The sequence below is a fragment of the Pseudoalteromonas sp. Xi13 genome, assembly GCF_003952205.1.
GTDB lineage: Bacteria > Pseudomonadota > Gammaproteobacteria > Enterobacterales > Alteromonadaceae > Pseudoalteromonas > Pseudoalteromonas atlantica.
Genome location: NZ_CP034440.1, coordinates 288200 through 308682, shown reverse-complemented (window position 1 = coordinate 308682; position 20483 = coordinate 288200). Strand labels below are relative to the sequence as shown.

Annotated in this window: 16 protein-coding genes; 9 read left to right on the top strand and 7 right to left on the bottom strand. The window is 41.0% G+C overall.

The features are described from left to right. The first annotated feature begins 333 nt into the window (after nt 1-333). The 6 genes from EJ103_RS17850 to EJ103_RS17825 all read left to right on the top strand — a co-directional run bounded on the left by EJ103_RS17850 (nt 334) and on the right by EJ103_RS17825 (nt 9086). A complete protein-coding gene (locus tag EJ103_RS17850; protein WP_126009109.1) occupies nt 334-5091 on the top strand; it encodes a PAS domain-containing protein in 4758 nt (1585 codons plus the stop codon). A 10-nt stretch (nt 5092-5101) separates the two neighbouring features. Next, the gene (locus EJ103_RS17845) at nt 5102-5587 is read left to right on the top strand and encodes a GNAT family N-acetyltransferase (RefSeq protein ID WP_126009107.1); all 486 of its coding nucleotides are present in this window, start codon (nt 5102-5104) and stop codon (nt 5585-5587) included. Nucleotides 5588-5715: 128 nt separating this feature from the next. Next, a complete protein-coding gene (locus EJ103_RS17840) occupies nt 5716-7071 on the top strand; it encodes an AlkA N-terminal domain-containing protein (RefSeq protein WP_126009105.1) in 1356 nt (451 codons plus the stop codon). Next, entirely contained in the window at nt 7068-7538 is a 471-nt protein-coding gene (locus EJ103_RS17835; RefSeq protein ID WP_126009103.1) for a methylated-DNA--[protein]-cysteine S-methyltransferase, read from the top strand. Before EJ103_RS17840 ends, EJ103_RS17835 begins: the two co-directional genes overlap by 4 nt. A gap of 67 nt (nt 7539-7605) precedes the next feature. After that, complete coding sequence (locus EJ103_RS17830; protein ID WP_126009101.1) at nt 7606-8400, top strand: amino acid ABC transporter substrate-binding protein; 795 nt, start codon at nt 7606-7608, stop codon at nt 8398-8400. A 101-nt stretch (nt 8401-8501) separates the two neighbouring features. Then, nucleotides 8502-9086 carry a thymidine kinase gene (locus EJ103_RS17825; RefSeq protein ID WP_004588785.1) on the top strand — a complete coding sequence of 195 codons (585 nt, stop codon included), beginning with the start codon at nt 8502-8504 and terminating at the stop codon, nt 9084-9086. Here EJ103_RS17825 and ltaE read toward each other — a convergent pair. Both ltaE and rlmF read right to left on the bottom strand, forming a co-directional pair. Further along, nucleotides 9069-10073 carry a low-specificity L-threonine aldolase gene (ltaE, locus tag EJ103_RS17820; RefSeq protein ID WP_126009100.1) on the bottom strand — a complete coding sequence of 335 codons (1005 nt, stop codon included), beginning with the start codon at nt 10071-10073 and terminating at the stop codon, nt 9069-9071. The genes EJ103_RS17825 and ltaE overlap by 18 nt on opposite strands. Before the next feature lie 50 nt (nt 10074-10123). Beyond that, nucleotides 10124-11056, bottom strand: coding sequence for a 23S rRNA (adenine(1618)-N(6))-methyltransferase RlmF (rlmF, locus tag EJ103_RS17815; protein WP_126009098.1), 933 nt, complete (start codon nt 11054-11056; stop codon nt 10124-10126). 128 nt (nt 11057-11184) lie between these two features. Between rlmF and EJ103_RS17810 the strand changes: the two genes are divergently transcribed. Then, on the top strand, nt 11185-12087 hold the full coding sequence (locus tag EJ103_RS17810) for an alpha/beta fold hydrolase (protein WP_126009096.1): 903 nt from the start codon (nt 11185-11187) through the stop codon (nt 12085-12087). 10 nt (nt 12088-12097) lie between these two features. On the opposite strand, the gene EJ103_RS17805 is transcribed toward EJ103_RS17810, so the two are convergent. The 3 genes from EJ103_RS17805 to EJ103_RS17795 all read right to left on the bottom strand — a co-directional run bounded on the left by EJ103_RS17805 (nt 12098) and on the right by EJ103_RS17795 (nt 16681). After that, complete coding sequence (locus tag EJ103_RS17805) at nt 12098-13525, bottom strand: sulfotransferase (protein WP_126009094.1); 1428 nt, start codon at nt 13523-13525, stop codon at nt 12098-12100. A gap of 86 nt (nt 13526-13611) precedes the next feature. Then, nucleotides 13612-16188 (bottom strand): TonB-dependent receptor, encoded by a 2577-nt coding sequence (locus EJ103_RS17800; RefSeq protein WP_126009092.1) that lies wholly within the window; start codon nt 16186-16188, stop codon nt 13612-13614. Between the two features lie 325 nt (nt 16189-16513). Further along, the gene (locus tag EJ103_RS17795; RefSeq protein WP_126009090.1) at nt 16514-16681 is read right to left on the bottom strand and encodes an oxidoreductase-like domain-containing protein; all 168 of its coding nucleotides are present in this window, start codon (nt 16679-16681) and stop codon (nt 16514-16516) included. A 104-nt stretch (nt 16682-16785) separates the two neighbouring features. Between EJ103_RS17795 and EJ103_RS17790 the strand changes: the two genes are divergently transcribed. Together EJ103_RS17790 and EJ103_RS17785 are read left to right on the top strand one after the other, a co-directional pair. Further along, nucleotides 16786-17208, top strand: coding sequence for a hypothetical protein (locus EJ103_RS17790; protein ID WP_024031949.1), 423 nt, complete (start codon nt 16786-16788; stop codon nt 17206-17208). Between the two features lie 82 nt (nt 17209-17290). Then, on the top strand, nt 17291-18652 hold the full coding sequence (locus EJ103_RS17785; RefSeq protein ID WP_126009088.1) for a leucyl aminopeptidase family protein: 1362 nt from the start codon (nt 17291-17293) through the stop codon (nt 18650-18652). A 17-nt stretch (nt 18653-18669) separates the two neighbouring features. Here EJ103_RS17785 and EJ103_RS17780 read toward each other — a convergent pair whose 3' ends face one another. Together EJ103_RS17780 and EJ103_RS17775 are read right to left on the bottom strand one after the other, a co-directional pair. Continuing rightward, nucleotides 18670-19056, bottom strand: coding sequence for a VOC family protein (locus EJ103_RS17780; RefSeq protein WP_126009086.1), 387 nt, complete (start codon nt 19054-19056; stop codon nt 18670-18672). 96 nt (nt 19057-19152) lie between these two features. After that, nucleotides 19153-20232, bottom strand: coding sequence for a ketoacyl-ACP synthase III (locus tag EJ103_RS17775; RefSeq protein WP_126009084.1), 1080 nt, complete (start codon nt 20230-20232; stop codon nt 19153-19155). Nucleotides 20233-20483: the final 251 nt, after the last annotated feature.

Genomic DNA, 20483 nt, shown 5'->3' with positions numbered 1-20483 from the left:
AACTACTGTATATAAAACCGCGAACAACACGCCAAGCTTTAGGCCCTTAAATAAAGTTTAAAAATTTAGTGGCTTTAAGTCAGTAAAAGTTCGTATGAGTAATGCGCTTTAATTTTTATAATAATGAAATAAACACCAGCTAAAAATTAAAAAATGCACGGTTTGCGTTATTGCTTATTTTTGCGTGTAAATTTTAATTGCAACTTATTGATGTTTAAACTGTAATTATGTGATGTATTTTAAACGCTTTACGGGCTAAAACTTGCGTCTTTTAGGTTTTAGTGCATTAATATAGGTAATAAATAATACAATTACAGTTGTTGGATATATAGCATGGTTGAAGGAAAAAAGTATGGGCTGCTAAATGGCACAGCTCAGTCTGTGCGTAGTAAGCTGATCATTACTTTTTTAGTTATTGCTATTGTTCCACTTTGCTTGCTGACCTGGTTTAGCTTACAGCACGTTAATAATACCTTGCAAAAAAATGCAAATGCAGAGCTTCATGAATTAAGCTCTATCGCCTCAGAGTTTGCTAATTTATGGTTTGATGATCACCTTACTGATTTATATACCTTTAAAAATCAGCTTTCTAACTTCCCGCTTGAACAAAGCAAATTAATAAATCATTTTGTTAGTCAATATGACTTTGTAAATAGTATAGAAATTATCGCTGCATCGGCACTTAAGCAGCCCATTATCTCGCCTTACGGGCAGATAAACAAAGGTGAGCTTGGTACGCTTATAAATTCGGTTAATACCTCAACGCCAGCCGCTTTTGGCTCTGTTATGTTAAATGGCAAACAGTTTAATATTGTGGCTATGCCTTTGCTTAATTCGGCGCAACAACTAGAGGGTGTAATTCTCACAGAAGTAAATATTAATGGCCTTTTAAAAAGCTTAAACACCATTCACAACATGCACAACGAAGTGAGTTTTTTTGTACTACATAATAATAAAATAGAGCGCTCTTCAGTAACAAATGCAGATGAGGCGCCTGTTTTTTCGCAAACGGCCCTCACCAGTAAGCAAGTGTTTGATTACGCCAGTGCCAACGGCACGACATACCATGCATATATTAGTGATTTAAATTTTTTAGGTGTGCAAGGGTGGCAACTTTTAGCAGCAAAACCTTTGCACATTATGCTCAAAGACTCTACTTATTATAAGCAGCTGGCTATTTTTACAAATGCAGTTTCTTTACTTCTCATTTTATGCGCAGCGTGGTGGTTTAGTCGGCGCTTATCTAAGCCTTTAATTCAGCTTACCTCCGTAATGGCCCGAATTACCGATGGCGAGAAAGTAAAGGTGCCTACTTTAACTGATAGTCTCGAGTTAAATAGGTTATCAGTAGATCTTCAAAAAATGGTGGCATTTAAAGAAGAGCAGCAGAGCATACTGCAAAAGCAACGCTCTGCTTTGCAAACTGCGTTTAAACAATTGGATGAGCAAAAAAGTGCCCTCGATGAGCATGCCATTGTTGCGGTAACAGATTTAGCGGGCACCATCACCTTTGTAAATAAGAAGTTTTGTGAAATTAGCGGCTATGAAGAACATGAGCTTATAGGTCAAAATCACCGTTTACTTAATTCAGGAAGGCACGACAAAGGCTTTTTTAAAAGCATGTATAAAACCCTTAAACGGGGTGAAGTATGGAACGGCCAAATATGTAATAAAGCAAAACATGGTGGCTTTTATTGGGTAGACACCACCATAGCGCCATTTTTTGATGAGCACGGTAAACCGCAAAGCTATATAGCCATTCGTACTGATGTCACGCCATTAAAATTACAAGAGCTTGAACTTGAGCAGCACAAAACCCAACTTCAGTTAGTCATAGATACCACCGCCGTAGGAATATGGGATTGGTTTATAGATACCAGCAAAGTGACTTTTAATAATCGCTGGGCAGAAATAATAGGCTATAAACTCAGCGAGTTAGAACCTACCACTATTAATACTTGGTATAAGTTTGCACACCCCGATGATTTGGTTATTTCAGAGCAAAAGTTAAAAGCGCACTTTAATGGTGACACTGGTTACTATGTCAGCGAAGCGCGAATGAAACACAAAGATGGCCACTGGGTTTGGGTACTCGATACTGCAAAAGTAGTCGACTGGAACCTAGATGGGTCGCCTCGTCGTATGATTGGAACACATTTAGATATTACCGAGCGCAAGCAAATAGAGTCTGAGCTACAGTATAGCCGCGATCGCTTTGCTTCTTTAGTGGAAAATATTCCAGGGGTTATTTATCGATGTAAGTTCGATAAAGCTTGGACCATGTTGTACATGAGTGACCAAGTAAAAGACATAACAGGCTATACGCCTGATGACTTTATTAATAATAAAACACTAAGCTTTGCCGCTATTATTCACGATGGCGATCAAGATGTTGAGCTGCAGGTAAGTACCTGTATTGCACAAAAGCTGCCCTGGTCTATTGAATACAGAGTAAAAAGAAATGATGGCAGTATTCGTTGGGTACACGAAAAAGGCCAAGCAATTTATGGCGATGACAACGAAGTTCTTTATTTAGATGGCTTTATTTTAGACATTACTGAGCGCCATAATACTCAAGTAGAAATTACACGCCAACAAAACCTGCTTGAAGCAATGAGTAAACAAGGCCAAATTGGCGCATGGGAAATAAACCTTGAAAACCAAACCATGTATTGGTCAGACGAAGTAAAAGTAATACACGAAGTTCCCGACGGGTTTGAACCTAGCATTGATACTGCCATTAATTTTTATAAGCCAGGAGAGCACCGCGATAAAATTAGTACGTTGTTTGAATGTGCGGTGACTTTAGGCGAAAGCTGGAGTGTTGAGCTGATAATTTTAACTTATACCGGTAAAGAGCGCTGGGTTAAGTCGATGGGGCAGGCGGAGTTTAAAGACGGCAAATGTGTGCGTGTCTTTGGCTCGTTCCAAAGTATTGATGCACATAAACGCCTAGAGTTAGAAAGCGAAAAAGCAAACGCCTATAACAAAAATTTAGCGTCATTAACGGTTTCGCCTGAGGTACAAAATAGCGACGTTGCGCAAGTTAAAAAGCTGACGATAAAGTCGATGGTAGAGGTATTAAATGTTGAGCGTGCCTCTATTTGGATATTTAACAAACAGTGCGACGAAATGGCGTGCCATGGTTTATATACTCGACAAGATGGATTTGTAGATTTTGACGGCGTTCTTAAAAAGGTTGATTTTCCAAGTTACTATGAGGCTATTTTTGAGCAAAACCTAGTTTCAATTGAAGATGTATATACGCATAAGGCAACCATTGAATTTACGCAAAGTTATACTCAACCATTAAATATTCAATCGATGCTGGATGCGGTTATTTCATCTGGCGATGGAAATTTAGGTATTTTATGCGCAGAAACTGTAGGGGTTAAGCACACTTGGACGCAAAGCGAAGAAACCTATTTGCGCTCTTTGGCTACGTTAGTCGGTAGTACCTTGGTCTCGCAAAAGCGTAAAGAAACCGCTGAAAAGCTAAAGGTTGCTTTAGTGCAAGCACAAGATGCTGCTATAGCAAAAAGTCAGTTTTTAGCAACCATGAGCCACGAAATTCGTACACCGATGAATGGCGTATTAGGCATGTTAGAGCTGGTAGAGTTAGAACCATTAAGTAAACCAATAGAAAAAAAGGTCGCTATTGCTAAAAGCAGTGCTCATTCTTTACTTGGCGTTATTAACGATATTTTAGATTTTTCTAAGGCGGAAGCAGGCAAAGTTGAGCTTGAGCATATACATTTTAATGCGCGCGACTTAATTGGCGAAATAGCCGAGGCACAGGCCTTTACCGCACAAGAAAAAGGCATTGAGATTATTTTAGATTTAGTCTCCTTGGAGCCTTCACATTTAATGGGCGACCCCGGGCGCATACGCCAAGTGGTAACCAACTTAATTAGTAATGCGGTTAAATTTACCAGTCAGGGTGAAGTGGTGGTGAGCGCATCTATAGAAAAAACCGACCAAGACCTACTGCTAAATATAAAAGTAAAAGACTCAGGAATAGGCATAACCGAAGCAAAACAACAGCAATTATTTACCCCTTTTTCGCAAGTGGATGCATCAACCACGCGAGAATACGGAGGCACGGGGCTGGGGCTTGCAATATGTAAACAGTTATGTGAGCTAATGAATGGTAAAATTTCACTGGCGAGCGAACCTGGCAAAGGCAGCGAATTTACTGCAACCATGAAAGTGGCTGAAGGCATCGAAAAAGAACGTACCATCCCTAATATAAATATGAGTTCGTTAAATGTATTAGTGGTTGATGATAACGAGACAAACCGCTTAGTTATCTCTCAGCAATTAGGGCATTGGGGGGCTAATGTTACGCTTGCTAGTAGTGCAAAACAGGCGCTTGAACTATGTGCACAGCGCATAGAAAATGATCAGCCTATGTTTGATATTGCCGTGCTAGACATGCAAATGCCAGAAATGGATGGAATGGAGCTGTGTAAAGTGCTTAAAGCACATGATGACTATAAAGCCATGCCATTAGTAATGATGACCAGTATTGCAGGTATGGAAGGCGCTCAGCGCTACTCAAAAATTGGTTTTCAGGCTTATTTTCCTAAGCCGGTTACAACCGCCGATTTAATTTCTGCGTTATCGGTTATTACAAGTTCAGACAGCACGGAGCCCCTTCCTTTGGTGACCCCAGGGTATATTTCGTCACTCAGAAAAGAAAAATCAGACACACCTGCAAAAATTTTATTAGTTGAGGATAACCCCGTTAATCAGCATGTTTCTACACTGATGCTTAAAAAGCTAAATTGCGAAGTGATACTGGCGCAAAATGGTCAAGAAGCCATAAATACCTTAAGCGAGCATAACGAAGGGTATTTTGATTTAGTGTTAATGGATTGCCAAATGCCGGTAATGGATGGCTTTGACGCCACGGCTAATATACGAGACGGTATGGCAGGGGATGAGCACAAAGCAATAAAAATAATTGCCCTAACCGCCAATGCAATGGACTCAGATAAAGAGCGTTGTATTAATGCCGGTATGGATGACTACTTAACTAAACCCATTCAGCTTGATATTTTAAAAGAAAAAATAGAGCAGTACTTTTAGGATTAATAACATGAGTAAGCAAATACAAATACGCGACGCTAAAAAAAGCGATGCGCCAACCATTTTACAGTTTATTACCGAACTGGCCATTTACGAAAAAGAACCCGATGCAGTAAAAACAGATGAGCAAGCAATTATAAAAACGCTGTTTAGTGAGGGGGCAACTGCACACAGTGTTATTTGCTTTGAAGATGATGAGCCTATTGGCTTTGCGGTGTATTTTTATAATTACTCTACCTGGCTGGGTAAAAATGGCTTATATCTAGAAGATTTATACGTGAGCCCCGATAGCCGTGGCAATGGTGCGGGCAAACTAATAATGAAACACCTTGCTAATAAAGCTATAAAAAACGACTGTGGACGTTTTGAGTGGGTAGTATTGGATTGGAATAAACCCGCTATAGATTTTTATAATAGCATTGGGGCAAAAGCTCAAAACGAATGGATAATCTACCGCCTAGCAGGCCAAGACTTGCTCGATTTTGCAGAGCAATAGTGATACTAAAACGCTTAATTAAGTGGGTTGGTATAATACTTTTTTAAAAGCAGATGAGTGCCGAAAACGGCCAGTATCTGCTTTAAAAATTGTTATGCTAAGGTACGTTTTATTGATTAAGACCCTACATGAATAATCAGTATTGGCAAAAAGCACGGCAAAGCCGCGATGCACGATTTGATGGCTTATTTTACGTTGCGGTAAAAAGCACCGGCATTTATTGTCGGCCAATTTGCCCCGCGCCCACCGCTCAAGAAAAAAATGTGGTGTATTATCAATATGCGCACAACGCGGCGCAAGCAGGCTTTAGACCGTGCATACGCTGCAGGCCCGATAGCGCTCCGGGCAGCGCTGCTTGGCAAGGGGTAAAAACAACAGCGCTCAGAGCTAAGCAGTTAATTGATTTAGGTGACAGCTGTAATTGCGAAATGCTAGCTACTCGTTTGGGTATTACCAGTCGTTATTTGCGACGTATATTTAATCAGCACTTTGGTATGTCTGTTACTCAGTATCGGTTATTTAACCAATGTCAGTTTGCTAAAAAGCTCATTCAAGAGACCACATTACCTATAACCGATATTGCATTTGCCGCTGGGTTTAAAAGTGTGCGACGTTTTAACGATGCTTTTTTACAACAATTAAATATAGCGCCATCAAAGCTCAGAAAATCAAAAAAAGAGGCAACCCCAGTGATTGTATTAACTCTCCCTTTTAGACCTCCTTACAATTGGCAGGCTTTGCACAGCTTTTTGTCAAAGCGGTTAATAGAGCCTATGGAGTGGATAACCCCAACCAGTTACGGGCGAACATTTAAGCTAAAAGGGGCGGTAGGTTATTTTAATGCGCACTTTAAGGCGCAACATAACCATTTTAAAGTTGAAATAGTAATAAATAATACCGAGCACTTACAAAAAGTAATTAATAATATACGCCGTGTACTTGATGTAGATGCCGATATAAACCCTATTGAAAGCCACTTAAAAAACAGTATTAATGGGGCATTTACATTAAGTGAAGGGCTACGCTTACCTGGAATATGGTCAAGCTTTGAAGCGGGGATCCGCGCTGTATTGGGCCAACAAGTTAGCGTGGGGGCAGCGCACACTTTAGTAACAAAGCTGGTCGCAGAGCGAGGCGATAAACACGCAGATAAAGTGTATTTTCCACAGCCTGAGGATTTAGCGACATGCGACTTTGAATTTTTTAAAATGCCGCAATCGCGCAAAAATGCATTAAAAAATTTATCTAAGTACTGCGCTGATAACCCCGATAACAGGGTTTTGGATAATTGGCTCGATATAAAAGGCATAGGCCCATGGACTGTTAACTACGCTAAACTGCGCGGGCAAAGTAACCCAGATATACTATTAGCCGGCGATCTCGGGGTAAAAAAGGCGCTGATCAATGCTAAGCAATTTAACCCAGAGCTGAGCGCTCCATTTCGCTCGTACTTAACGTTTCAACTATGGCAGCAACTTTCATGATTATACAGACCGCAATTTCGAGCCCGATTGACGATGTTATTATTCAAGCGACTGAAAACGGGGTGAGCTATGTTGGTTTTTACCCAAGAACACACTACACCCATACACCCGTTGAGCAAGTAACAAATGAAGCGGTTTTAATCTGCGTAAAACAATTAAACGAATACTTTAATGGTCAGCGCAAAACCTTTAATGTGCCATTAGATACACAAGGTACGCCTTTTCAAAATGGTGTGTGGCAAGCGTTGCTCAGCGTCCCTTTTGGCAAAACCATGACCTACGGCGATATAGCTAAACAATTAAATAACCCTAATGCGGTAAGAGCAGTCGGGGCTGCAAATGGCAAAAACCCCATCAGTATTATTGTGCCATGCCATCGAATTATTGGTGCAAACTCAAGGCTTACTGGGTACGCTGGTGGCCTTGAGAGAAAAAGTTGGTTACTAAAGCATGAAGGGATAATTTAACTGTTGCAGCACTGGCAGCTTTGTTATCACAAGCTACAATTTACATTATTTACTAATAAAAATTATTATGAGTATCAGCAGCTTAAATTATTTATTTATATTTGGTTTGATGTTTTCTTCAGCAGTGTTTGCTAACCCACAAACACTTATATTTTGCTACGAAGATAAAGACGTTGCACCTATGTTTTTGGGCATTGGGCAAGAGGTGCCTATAGATAACCCTGGCGCCTCAATTGAAATTTTAAAGCAACTGGATGCCGACATACCCCATGTGGCTATTTCATTTGTTAGAAAACCATGGCGCAGATGCTTAAACGATTTAGAGCTTAACCGTGTTAATGCCGTTATTGCCAGCTATCGTGATGGGCGTGAACGTTTTGCTGTGTACCCTACAAACGAAAAAGGGGTGTTGCTAGAAAAATTTGCAGTGAGTCGTTTTAGTAGCTGCTTAATAGGGCGAGCTCGTTTTCATAAACAATGGCAAACACGTGAAGTATTTCAAAATAAAGCGTTCACTATCGCCATTCCTAATGGCTATGGCTTAAACAGCGCGCTAAAAGAAGAGCCTTTTTACATCCATAATACTTTTTCAAAAGAAAAAGCATTTGAATTACTTGATAAAGGAGTGGTACAGGCAAGTGTTGATTTATGCCAAGTAGATGACTTAAAAGTGTCGAGCTATCAACATAAAGGGAGCGATGTAAAACCCCTTTACCCACCTTATGAAACAACCGACGGTTATTTAATTTTTTCAAAGCAGTTTTTCCAGCAAAATAGCCAGCTTAGTAAAGAGATATGGCAATGGTTAGCGCGCTTTGACAGTGCACAAATTTATATAAAATACTTGCAAGCTGTTGAGTAGTAAGAAAATCAAAGTGCTTATTAACTAAAATAGCGATATGAAATTGGTATTAATCGCATATTAAGGTAGCATAAGCGCACTTTTTATCTTAAGGCACGGCAATGGCTCAATTATACTTTTACTACTCTGCGATGAATGCGGGTAAATCAACCACCTTATTACAATCTGCGTTTAACTATCGTGAGCGCGGTATGGAGCCAGTTATTTTAACGGCTGCAATTGATAACCGCTCTGGTGTAGGAAAAGTATCGTCTCGTATCGGGCTGCAAGCTGATGCGCATATATTTGATGCGTCAAAAAATGTTTTTGAGCTGATCCAAAATCTGCAAAACGAAAAAAAGCGCCACTGTGTATTGGTTGACGAATGCCAGTTTTTGTCTAAAGAGCAAGTTATGCAGCTGACAGATGTGGTTGATGAACTTGGTATTCCGGTATTGTGTTATGGCCTGCGAAGCGACTTTAGAGGTGAGTTATTTATTGGCTCTCAGTACTTGCTAGCATGGGCCGATAAACTGGTTGAGCTTAAAACAGTGTGCCATTGCGGCCGTAAAGCCAATCATGTATTGCGTACAGATGAAAACGGCAATGCCATTGCCGATGGTAACCAAGTAGAAATTGGCGGCAACGACCGTTATGTGTCGGTGTGCCGCAAGCACTATAAGGCTGAGTTAAATATGGGCCGCTAAGGCTCGTATAAAAGTATCTATATCATCTTTGTTTATATCAAGATGAGTGACTAGCCTAAGCTGTTTGCTTGGGCTGATTAATATGCCTTGTTGTGCTAATTGCTCGCTAATATGCGCTATATTTAACTCACTTGAATAGCGCGCATACACCATGTTAGTGGTGTTACTCATATCAACGCTAAACCCATTGAGCTCATTAAGCTTACCTGCTAAATAACGCGCATTAGCGTGATCGTCTTTTAAGCGAGAGACGTTATTTTCAAGTGCGTATTGCCCCGCGGCTGCCAGCATTCCTGCTTGGCGCATGCCACCACCGAGTACTTTTCTCCAGCGCCGTGCTTTTGTGATAAGCGCCTTTGTGCCTAGTAATAGCGAGCCAACGGGAGCACCTAGCCCTTTCGATAAGCAAATTGAAACAGAGTCAAAGTGCTGGGTAATATCTGTAATATCAACGTTTAATTCAACCGCCGCATTAAACGCACGTGCGCCATCTAAGTGCAGAGCCAACGAGTGCTCATTTACAAAATGACGTGCTTTGGCTAAGTAGCTAAGGGGGAGTACTTTTCCGCCTATGGTGTTTTCAAGGCTAAGTAAGCGGGTGTTGGCAAAATGGCTATCGTCTGGTTTTATTGCTGCGGCAATTTTATCAAAGCAGAGGCTGCCATCGGGTTCATTCTCAATCGGTTGTGGTTGAATAGAGCCTAATACTGCAGCGCCACCGCCTTCAAATTTATAGTTATGGGCATTTTGCCCGCAAATATATTCATCTCCGCGTTCGCAATGAGCCATAAGCGCAAGTAAGTTAGCTTGCGTGCCAGAGCTACAATAAAGTGCGGCTTCAAAGCTAAAACGCTCACATGCATAGGCTTCTAGTTGGTTTACGCTAGAATCATCCCCGTACACATCATCGCCTACTGGCGCGCTATACATTACATCGCGCATGGCTTTTGAGGGTTTAGTAACCGTGTCTGAGCGAAAATCTATCATGGTGGTTATTCCTTTATTAAGTACTACAGGCTTTTTTGTTTTTTATGGGTTTAAACAAGCTCTTCAAAAATTTGTTCACGGGTGGCTTTATCAAAATAACTCCAGGCAATAAAGCGACTTACTTTTTGTCCTTGTGCCATGTCTATAATTTTATATTCGGCAATAGGGAGGGTGCTTAATTTATTTTCTAACACTTTAAGCGTTTCTTTTTTTGAAACCAAGGAGGTAAACCATATTACTTGCTCTGCAAATTGCTCACTTTGAGCAATCATATTGCTAATAAACTGTGCTTCGCCGCCCTCGCACCATAGCTCATTATTTTGCCCGCCAAAATTAAGGGTGTTTTTAGGTGATTTCCCTAAGTTTTTCCATTTGCGCTGCGACCCTTTATTGGCCTCTTCTGCGCTTGCGTGAAACGGGGGGTTACACAGGGTTAAATGAAATAAATCTTTTTGATTTATAATGTTTTCAAAAATAGATGATGCGTTTTTTTGGTGTTTAAGGGTTATTTTTAAACCATTAAATTGGGCGATTTGTTTCGCTATTTTTATTGAATTTGCATCGATGTCGCTACCAGTAAAGTGCCAGTTGTATTCATGATTACCCGTTAACGGGTAGACCAAATTGGCCCCTGTGCCAATATCGAGCACCTTAATTTGCCTGCCAGTTGGAATATTTTGTTGGTTGTCGTCGCTTAATAAGTCTGCCAAGTAATGAATGTAATCAACGCGACCAGGAATAGGAGGGCAAAGATTATGCTCAGGAATATCCCAAAAATCTATTTTATAATGCGCTTTTAAAAGCGCTTGATTAAGCGTTTTTACTGCTGTGTTATTGGTAAAGTCAATGCTCTTACTCCCCGCAGGGGTGACGATGATGAATGGGGTTAACGCATCATGCTTATCGCATAGCAGGTCTAAATCGTAGCCATGTAAATGTTGGTTGCGTGGGTGGAGCTTGTTAGTGACTTGTTTTGATTTCATAGCATTAATTTAGCAATTAAATAATGGCGCAATTGTATCAAATGCCCCACTAAAAAGTGCAACCATTTACTTTAGAATTAACAGTGGTACTGGTAGGATGAGTGGCTAAAAATAATAAAGGAAAATTTGTGGCAATTACACAGCACTCCCATTTTGTTCAACTAGGCAATCAGCAAACACTACATTTACGCCGTATAGCAAACGACAAGCAAGCGGGCCCCGTGGTGTTTTTTATGCACGGCGCAGTAGAAAATGGCAAAATTTTTTATACTCATAGCAATAAAGGGTTAGCCCCTTATTTGGCTGAGCAAGGCTACTGCTGTTATGTAGCAGACCTGCGCGGGCGCGGAGAGAGCAAGCCGCTTATTTCGCCGCAGGCTAAATATGGTCAAACAGAGGCAATAGTAGAAGATATCCCCGCCTTTATTAATTACATTGAACAATTCGAGGGTAAAAAGCCAGACTATTGGGTTGCTCACTCTTGGGGGGGCGTTTTAATGAATAGCGTTTTTGCACGTTTTCCTGAGTATTTAAAAGAGGTTAAAGCGTGTGCTTATTTTGGCTCTAAACGCTCTTTGTTTAACAATCACCCTAAAAAGTTACTACAAGTAAATATAATTTGGTACTTTATGGCGCCCATATTGGCTAAAAAACAGGGGTACTTAAACGCAAAAGGCTATAAGTGGGGCAGCGATAACGAATCGCAAAAGTCGCATTATCAAAGCATGCAGTGGGCTAAAAAAAGGCCATGGATAGATAGCGATGATGGTTTTGACTATGCAAAAGCCTTAGCTAAAGTGCAGGTGCCTCCTACACTACATATTGGCGCTGTAAACGATAAGGCTCTTGCGCAGCCTATTGATATTAAAAAGTTTATGGCAGAGTCCGGACCTGGAAAACAAACCCTTAAAATTTATGGCAAGCGCCATGGTCATAGTGTGGATTACGATCATATTAATATGCTTACTCACCCTCAGGCACGGGATGAGCAATTTAAAGATGTTGTAAGCTGGTTTAACGAGCACAGTTAGGCAATTAGGTTCATTCAAATTGTTTTAAAAGCGGTGTTTTATAGCGCTCCCAATGCGCGAGTGCCTGTGTATTAATTGGCTGCCTAATGGCTTGTTTGCTTAATGTGCTAACAGCAGCCTTACGCTTATAAAATGCTAAGCATTGCGGTTCATACTCACACCCTAAAAACGAAAATAAAGCACTTAGCCGCGACTCAGGCTCGGCAACTATTTGCTCATAATGAATATCGTATAGCGGTAATGAGGGCAGGCTGCGCCAATGAACCATTAATTTTGCATACAACGCATGGTAAAGTTTGAATTCTTTTAAATCACAAAAGTACGGCTCATTTTCGGCAAAGTAGTTACTGAACACCGAAAAAGCAGTAGCGTTAAAATCCCTACTTAAATTAATAAATTTAGCATTAGGGAACAGCAAGTAAATTAAGCCAATAGACTGATAGTTACTCGGTAGCTTATTAATGATGAAAGGGCGTATAGGCTGTGCTTTTTTTAACTCTTCAATATAAATATTGCGAGCTTTTGCGATTAAATCGTTACTAAGCGCGCTTAAGCATTGCGGGTAAGGGGTTTGCGTTTGCTGCTCTATCAATGCCACCACTTGGTTAGCAATACTGGTGTTTTCACCTAATGTAGCAAACTGTGAGTGGCTGGCCATCATTTGCTCAAGTAAGGTTGAGCCGCTGCGGGGCATACCAATAATAAACACGGGCGTAATAGTGCCGGTAAAAGTGTGATCGGCAGATGCAATTAGCTGTTGTGTACTATGCGTTATAATTGCTTCATAAAAAGGCACTAAGTCACTGGTTTTAAAGTGAGTAAGCTTTTTTTGAAGTTTGTTGGCAAGCACATAGTAGTTAAATGCTTGCTCTGTATCTTCTAGTTTGTCGTAGCTTTTACCTAACGCGTAGTAACACACCATTTTTAAACGCACGTTATTCGTTTGCGTTAAAAAGTGGTGCAGGTTGCTCACATAATTATGTTCTTTATTGAAACGGCCTAATTGTACTAGTTCAAATAAAATATAGGCAGTTACGGGGTATAGCCCCATGCTTAGTGCATGCGCAAATGTGGTGTGTGCTTTGTCTAATTCGCCGTAGCTTAAATAATGCTGAGCTAAATAATAATGAGGCTCTGGGTTATGGCTTGCGAGACTTTTAGCATATTCGAGTACTTTAAGCGCATCATTAGGGGAATTAACACCGTTAAATGCATCGGCAAGGGCGTGCAGTGGCTCAAGCATATGGGGTAAACGTTCGCATGCTTTTTGTAATAAGTATACCGCTGCATCATAGCGCTCTAACCTAAGTGCTATCCTGCCTAAACCAAATAATGCTTCGCCGCTTTGCGGGTTACTATTTAAAATTGCTTTAAAATGAAACTCGGCTTCTTTGAGTTTATTTTCTTGTAGTAATTGATTGGCTTTTTTAATTAGCATGATGAGGGATTATTGTTTTTTAATTAATATAAAATAAAAAAGGCGAAATGTCTTAACATTTCGCCTTGGTTTATCATGAAAAAATATTAGAAAGTATAGGTTGCTTTCGCGTAGTAGAAGCCACCGTTAATACCGTATGGAGATGTCTCGTAGTATTGGCCACCCCAGTTATTGTTAGGGATACCCGTACGGTCTTCAAAATCAAGTTTTTCAGCGTCTTGGTCAAAGATGTTTTGTGCACCTACCGAGAAACTAATAGACTCATTTAAGAAGTACGTTATTTCAGCGTCAATAGTTACTGCTGCGTCAGCTGTTTTTGCTGTTGCATCGTAATCTACGTGAACACCTTGGTATTCGCCGTAGTAATTAGCACGGGTAAACATTGAAAAAGATTCCCACTGCTGTGCCCAAGTAAGCGTTGCACGGTGATTAGGTAAATCTTCTTCTAAACGCTTAACTTTAAACTCACCAGTAATGTCACTGAACTTAGTTACCTCAGTTTCATTCCAGTTGTAAGCAAGGCTAAATGTAGAGCTTCCGCCTAGCATGTCAGCTGTGTAGTTTGCTACTAAGTCAATACCTTGCGTTGTTGTATCAAAGTCATTGGTGAAAAAGCTCACTTGTGCATAGCTTTGCGCATTTGGTACGCCTGCTGCTTCTAACGTGTCTTTATCATCTTGGCTAAGTACAATTTTTTCAGATTGGCTGATACGGTCATCAACTTCAATATTGTAGTAATCAAGTGTTACAAATAAATCCCCAATAGTGTAAACCGCACCTAGAGTGTAGCTTTGCGATTCTTCTGGCTCAAGCTCTGTACCACCTAATTGCACTGCAATTGGGTTTGTTGGTGGTAAAAGTGCTGAATCTTGTAATACACCATCACTTAAGTTTGTTTGTACGTTACTAACGTTCGCTTGGCCAACAGTAGGGGCACGGAAACCTGTGCTTACTGAGCCACGAATATTTAGATCTTCAGTTACGTGGTACTGCGCCATTACTTTGTAGTTTGTTGTTGTACCAAAGCTGTCGTAATCTTCAAAACGTACCGCAAGGCCCATTAAGAATTCTTCTGTAAATGGTGCTTCAATATCTACATAAGCTGCGTAGTTACGGCGTGTATATTCGCCTGCATCAGAAGGTTTGAAACCAGGGAAACCATTAGAGCCAATACCAAAACCTTGCTCAGTTAAAGGACCTGCAGTGAATGATGCTTCATCACCCGAAATTACAGTAAATGTTTCTTCGTGCCATTCTAAACCACCGGCAATATTTACATCGTACGCTAGGTCAAAATCAAAGCCTTTAGAAAGGTCAAAGTTAAAGTTTTTCTCTAGTTGCTCATATTTACCTGGGCTAAAATCACGTGGGCTGTCTGCACCTAACGACGCATTAACCGTGTCGTAAATAAAGTAGCGAGATTCGTTTAAACCCACCGTACCACTTAAATCGTAAAATGCATCTTTAAGGAAACCACCCGTAAACATACCCTTTGTACCAATAGTTAAAGAGGTATCGGTAATGTTGCCACCAAAGTTAGGTGTAAAACCGCCAGGAATGGTTTCGTTAAATGCAAAACAATCAGGATTATTAGCAACACCGCTAATGTAGTCTGGGTTATCTAGTACGTTGTCATCAATTGCGATAGTTGGACAGTTACCGCTCATGTCTTCTGTTAAATCGGCAACAAGCAGTGTTTCACCGCCATCGTTTGAGTATACACCTGGGCGAGTGTGCGGGTTACGGTAGTAAAAACCACCACGTACATCACGCTCAGAGTAGTTACCAAACATATAAAATTCTGAGTCGTTTGTTAGTTCTAAACCAAAGTTACCAAAAATTGAAATGTCGTCATCAACCTCTGGGGCACCCCAAACTTGCGCAAGCGAAGACACTTCTGGTACACCTGCAGCAGAAAGTGCGGCTGCATCAGGGCGTTGCTCTGAGCGACTTGTTGCATCTGCTGTTTTATATTGAAAACTTAAGTTAGCAAAACCGTTGTCAGTAAATGGTAAGCCTACGTTACCCGATATCTGTGTGGTATCACCGTCGCCTTCGTAGTATTGACCATGGCGTACTTCAAGTTTACCGCCTTCAGAGGCATCTTTAAGTTGGAAGTTCATTACACCTGCGATTGCATCTGAGCCGTATTGTGCTGCTGCACCATCACGTAGTACTTCTACTTGCTTAAGTGCAATGCTAGGAATAACTGAAATATCAGCGCCTTGTGCACCATCGTTAATACCACCACCTAAAAATGCAATAACAGAAGCACGGTGACGGCGTTTACCGTTTAAAAGGATTAATGTGCTGTCTGAAGGTAAGCCACGTAAGTTAGCTGGGCGTACTAGTGATGCAGCATCACTGATTGGGTTTTGGTGAACATTAAAAGAAGGAACAGAGCCTTTAAGTAGCTCTAGCATGTCTGTGTTACCAGACTTTTCTAGCTCTTCACCGCCAATAATATCAATAGGAACCGGTGAATCACCAATAGAGCGTGGCGCTGAGCGAGTACCTACTACAGCAATTTTTTCAACGTTTTTATTAACTTTAGTTTCACTTTCTTCTGCTGCAACAGCAGAACCTGAAATAAACAAACCTGCGGTGGTTGTTGCTAATGCAAATTTAATTGCTTGATTTAGCGCATTGCTTTTAAGTTTCATTCTAATTTTCCCCAGTTAGAATATATTTTGTACGTAATGCAGTAATTAACATTACTTATTTATAATTTTGGACGTGTTCACATGAGGATAAAGAGTCAACCTACTCGACTTCTTAAAGCTAAAAGCCCACCTCATGTGAAGTCCTGTGTACAGCCTATACATAAAAAACTTTCAGGGCAATTAATAATTAACTCTTTAATAACAAAAAGTTCAAAATAAAATATATTTGCAACAATGGTGCAGTATGTAACTAATTTGAACTAATAAAGTGCGATTTTAACGCTTTTACGAAGATTTAATGCGCGAAGTGGGTGGGTGGATGTTATCAACTTGTTTCTTTTGGTGAGGCAGGTGGTGTGTTTTGCGCTTGCCAGTCGCGATATTTTTGTCTGTATTCGTCCCACACGCAAGGGCTACAGCTACCTCCGCCGCAGCATTCATCAGGCTGTGGTTTTTGGGGTTTGGGGAGTACTATTATTTGTTTGCTTTGCATAAAAATGAGCTTGTGAGCACTGTTATGGTGCAAAAGAGTAAAGTATAGGGCGTATTAAGTAAATTATTCTTGTGTAAAACCCTTTATGTGTGAAAATAAAGGGTATGCGATTATATAAAGTTATTCACCGTGCGCCTTGGCGGGTAGTTAAAATTAGTAAAAAGCGCCAACAGCTTCGCTTTCGTCGTGCAATGGTGGCGCTAAAAATTGCTCTTGCGCAAGAAAGGCAAGAAACCATAGAAATGCTCACCATTTATAGGCGTTACACGCAAGGGCAAACCAGCAAAGAAGAGTTAAAGCGTGCTAATGAGCAGTTTGTAGATATTTTAAAAGGGCTTGGCTTAGGAGTATTTGCCGTACTGCCGTTTGCCCCTATTACTATTCCATTGGTTGTAAAGCTAGGCAGAATGGTAGGTGTAGATGTGTTGCCTAGCTCGTTTAACATTAATAAACCAGTTAAAGAGCTAGACGCCGAAATAGTTAAAGAGGATTTAAAACAACACACTAAAGCGCCAAATAAAGAATAAAGCTGGCTAAAATTAGCTATACCTTTTAGCCGGTCTTATTGGTATGCTTTGAGCTACCATTTTTTATTATATGAGCTTTTCAATGAGTGCATTACTTCGTCATACTTCTTCTGGTATTCCTTTATCTTTTATTCTTAAAAACGAGTTAACTGACTGGCAATCACAACAACCGGCTTTTATCCAAACATGGTTAACAAATAGCGGCTTTGAAAAGCAAGGTTTAGCGCTTGTGCCTGACGCGCAAACCGGTGAGCTAAGCCACGTTTATTGTTTATTACAAAGCCAAGATGATTTTTGGGCCGCAGGCGAGCTTGCCAATAAATTACCGCTGGGCACGTATCAAATTCAAGGCGATGATGCCTTTATAGAGCAAGTCGCGCTTGGTTTTGTGTTAGGCGGCTATGAATTTAGTGAATATAAAGAAAAACCAACGGCCAAAGCACAATTAGCCATTGCCGATGAAGCGCTGTATCAGCGTATTAAGCAACAAGCCGATGCCATTTATTTAGCGCGTGATTTAGTAAACACACCTGCGGTAGATATGATGCCGCAGCATTTATCGCAAGTAATGGAAGATTTAGCCAATAATTACAACGGCGAATTTACCCAGTGGATTGGCGATGAGCTACTTGAGCAAAATTACCCAACAATACACATGGTCGGGCGCGCCAGCGAAAACAAACCGCGATTACTTGATTTAAAATGGGGCGATGAAAACGCACCACTTATTACCTTAGTTGGTAAAGGGGTATGTTTTGACTCTGGCGGGCTTGATTTAAAACCAAGCTCGGGCATGCGTAACATGAAAAAAGACATGGGCGGGGCCGCGCATGTTATTGCTTTAGCGCAGCTAATTATGGCGGCTAATTTACCAATTAGACTGCGTGTTTTAGTGCCTGCGGTTGAAAATGCGGTATCGCGAAATGCATTTCGCCCAGGTGATGTAATTAAAACGCGTAAAGGCATTATGGTAGAAATTGACAATACCGATGCTGAAGGGCGTTTAGTATTGTGTGATGCGCTTAGCGAGGCACAAAACGATAACCCTGAGCTAATTATTGACTTTGCGACCCTTACCGGTGCTTGTCGTGTTGCTTTAGGTACTGAGTTACCGGGCTTTTTCTCAACAGAGCGCGATGTAGCAAATGGTATTATTGATGCCGGTATGGATGTAAGCGACCCAGTATGGCAATTGCCTTTATTTGATCAGTACAAAAGCTTTTTAAAGAGCGATGTAGCCGATATGGCAAACTGTGCCAGCACACCATTTGGTGGTGCAATTACCGCGGCGCTTTATTTAAAAGAGTTTGTAGAGCCAACCACACCCTGGGTACATTTTGATGTAATGGCGTGGAATTTACGTGCATTACCTGGTCGCCCAACTGGCGGCGAAGCGTTAGGTATTCGTGCGGTATTTAATTACTTGCAAAGCCGCTTTAAATAAACCTTGTTATACGAGGGTTATACCTCGTATAACTCAAGCGGTAAGTTATCTGGATCGGCAAAAAAGGTGAATTTTTTGCCGGTTATTTCATCCACTCTTATCTCTTCCACTGTTATATTTTGTGACTCTAAATACTGCTTTGCTTGGGCAACGTTTTTAACTTTAAATGCTAAATGCCTCAAGCCTTGCGCTTCTGGGTAGCTTGGTCTTACAGGTGCTCCATCAAACGAAAATAACTCTATTTGGCTGCCATCAGGCATCGCTAAATCTAATTTATACGAATTACGCGCGGCCCTAAAATGCTCGTTAATAACTTTAAGTTTAAGTACGTTACTATAAAAGTGCTTAGAGCGGGCGTAGTCACTGCAAATAACAGCAGCATGATGAATGCCTAATAGTTCCATGTAGTTAGCTCCATGTAATTAGCTCCATGAGTTTGTTCTCCTAAAAACAAAAACGCACTAAAAAGTGCGTTTAATTTTTATGTGCTTTAAAAACGTTTAGCTAGGCTCAGCGTCTTTGCAGGCTTTAACTGCGGGGGCTACAAGCTCAAGGCCTGTTAGCTCACACGGTGGCAAAGTTGCATCACTTACTTTAATCGGCGTTACACGCTCGCCCCATTTTATATAGCTTGCTGCCCACGTTAAACCTGCGCCAAACGCTGCCGACATAATATTTGAATGCGGCTTAATTAAGCCTTGCTCTACGGCTTCACATAACGCAATAGCAATCGTAGCGGCTGAGGTATTGCCGTAGTCAGCAATGTTTACCATTACTTTTTCATCCGGCACTTTTAAACGATGCTGAATTGCTTGAATAATACGTAAGTTAGCTTGGTGTGGCACTAATACGTTTATGTCATCAAGGCTTAGATTGGCTTGCGTTAATACATCATCACACGCTTCGCTCATACCTTTAACGGCACGTTTGAATATTTCACGGCCTTCAAATAGTAAGTCTGATGGGCCAATTGGCTCATATTTATTTAAATCACTACCAAAGTTGGTGATATGCAAAATGTCTCTGTCTTCACTGTCGCAACCGGTTTTAGTACCTAGCAGGCCTGCGGGTGTTTCTGCGGCTTCTAGTACTACTGCGCCTGCGCCATCACCAAATAATACAGCGCTGTCACGGCGTGCCCAGTTTACATACCAGGTCATGCGCTCTGCAGCAATAACCACGGCCTTTTTAATCATACCCGCCTGAATTTGAGCGGTAGCAGCCTGAAGGGCATATAAAAAACCAGAACACGCAGCATTGGTATCCATAGCTGCAGCGCCGGTAGCACCAATGTTTTTTTGTACTAAAGAGGCGGTATTGGCCACTACAGTAGAAGGGGTACACGTTGCTAAAATAACTAAATCGATATCTTTTGCGTCAATCCCTGCACAATCGATGGCGTGCTTTGCGGCAACGGTTGCAAGTTCTGCGGTGCTAACATGGCTAACCCTACGAGATTTAATACCAGTACGTGTGGTGATCCACTCATCGTTGGTATCAACTATTTCGCTAATTTCATCGTTGCTAATGCTTGCTGGTGGAATGCATTTACCCCAACCAGTAATATGTGCGTAGGCCATAGTGTGTTCTCTTAAAAAGGTGGTCTGACGTGTATTGCTAATGGGTGAGTTATATCAAAAATTGCCCTTTAAGAGAAGTTATTAACCTGTTTTGTCTCGTAAATAATAGTAATTGTGGGCAATTTAACGTAAAGCTTGTTTAAAGAGTGAGCAAGTATTAAAGCTATACGTAGCGATGTGTTAAACAGCATATAATTGAATAGTGCATGATTTTGCGGCTTTACTTAAACGTAAGTGGCTTGCGTTTATGG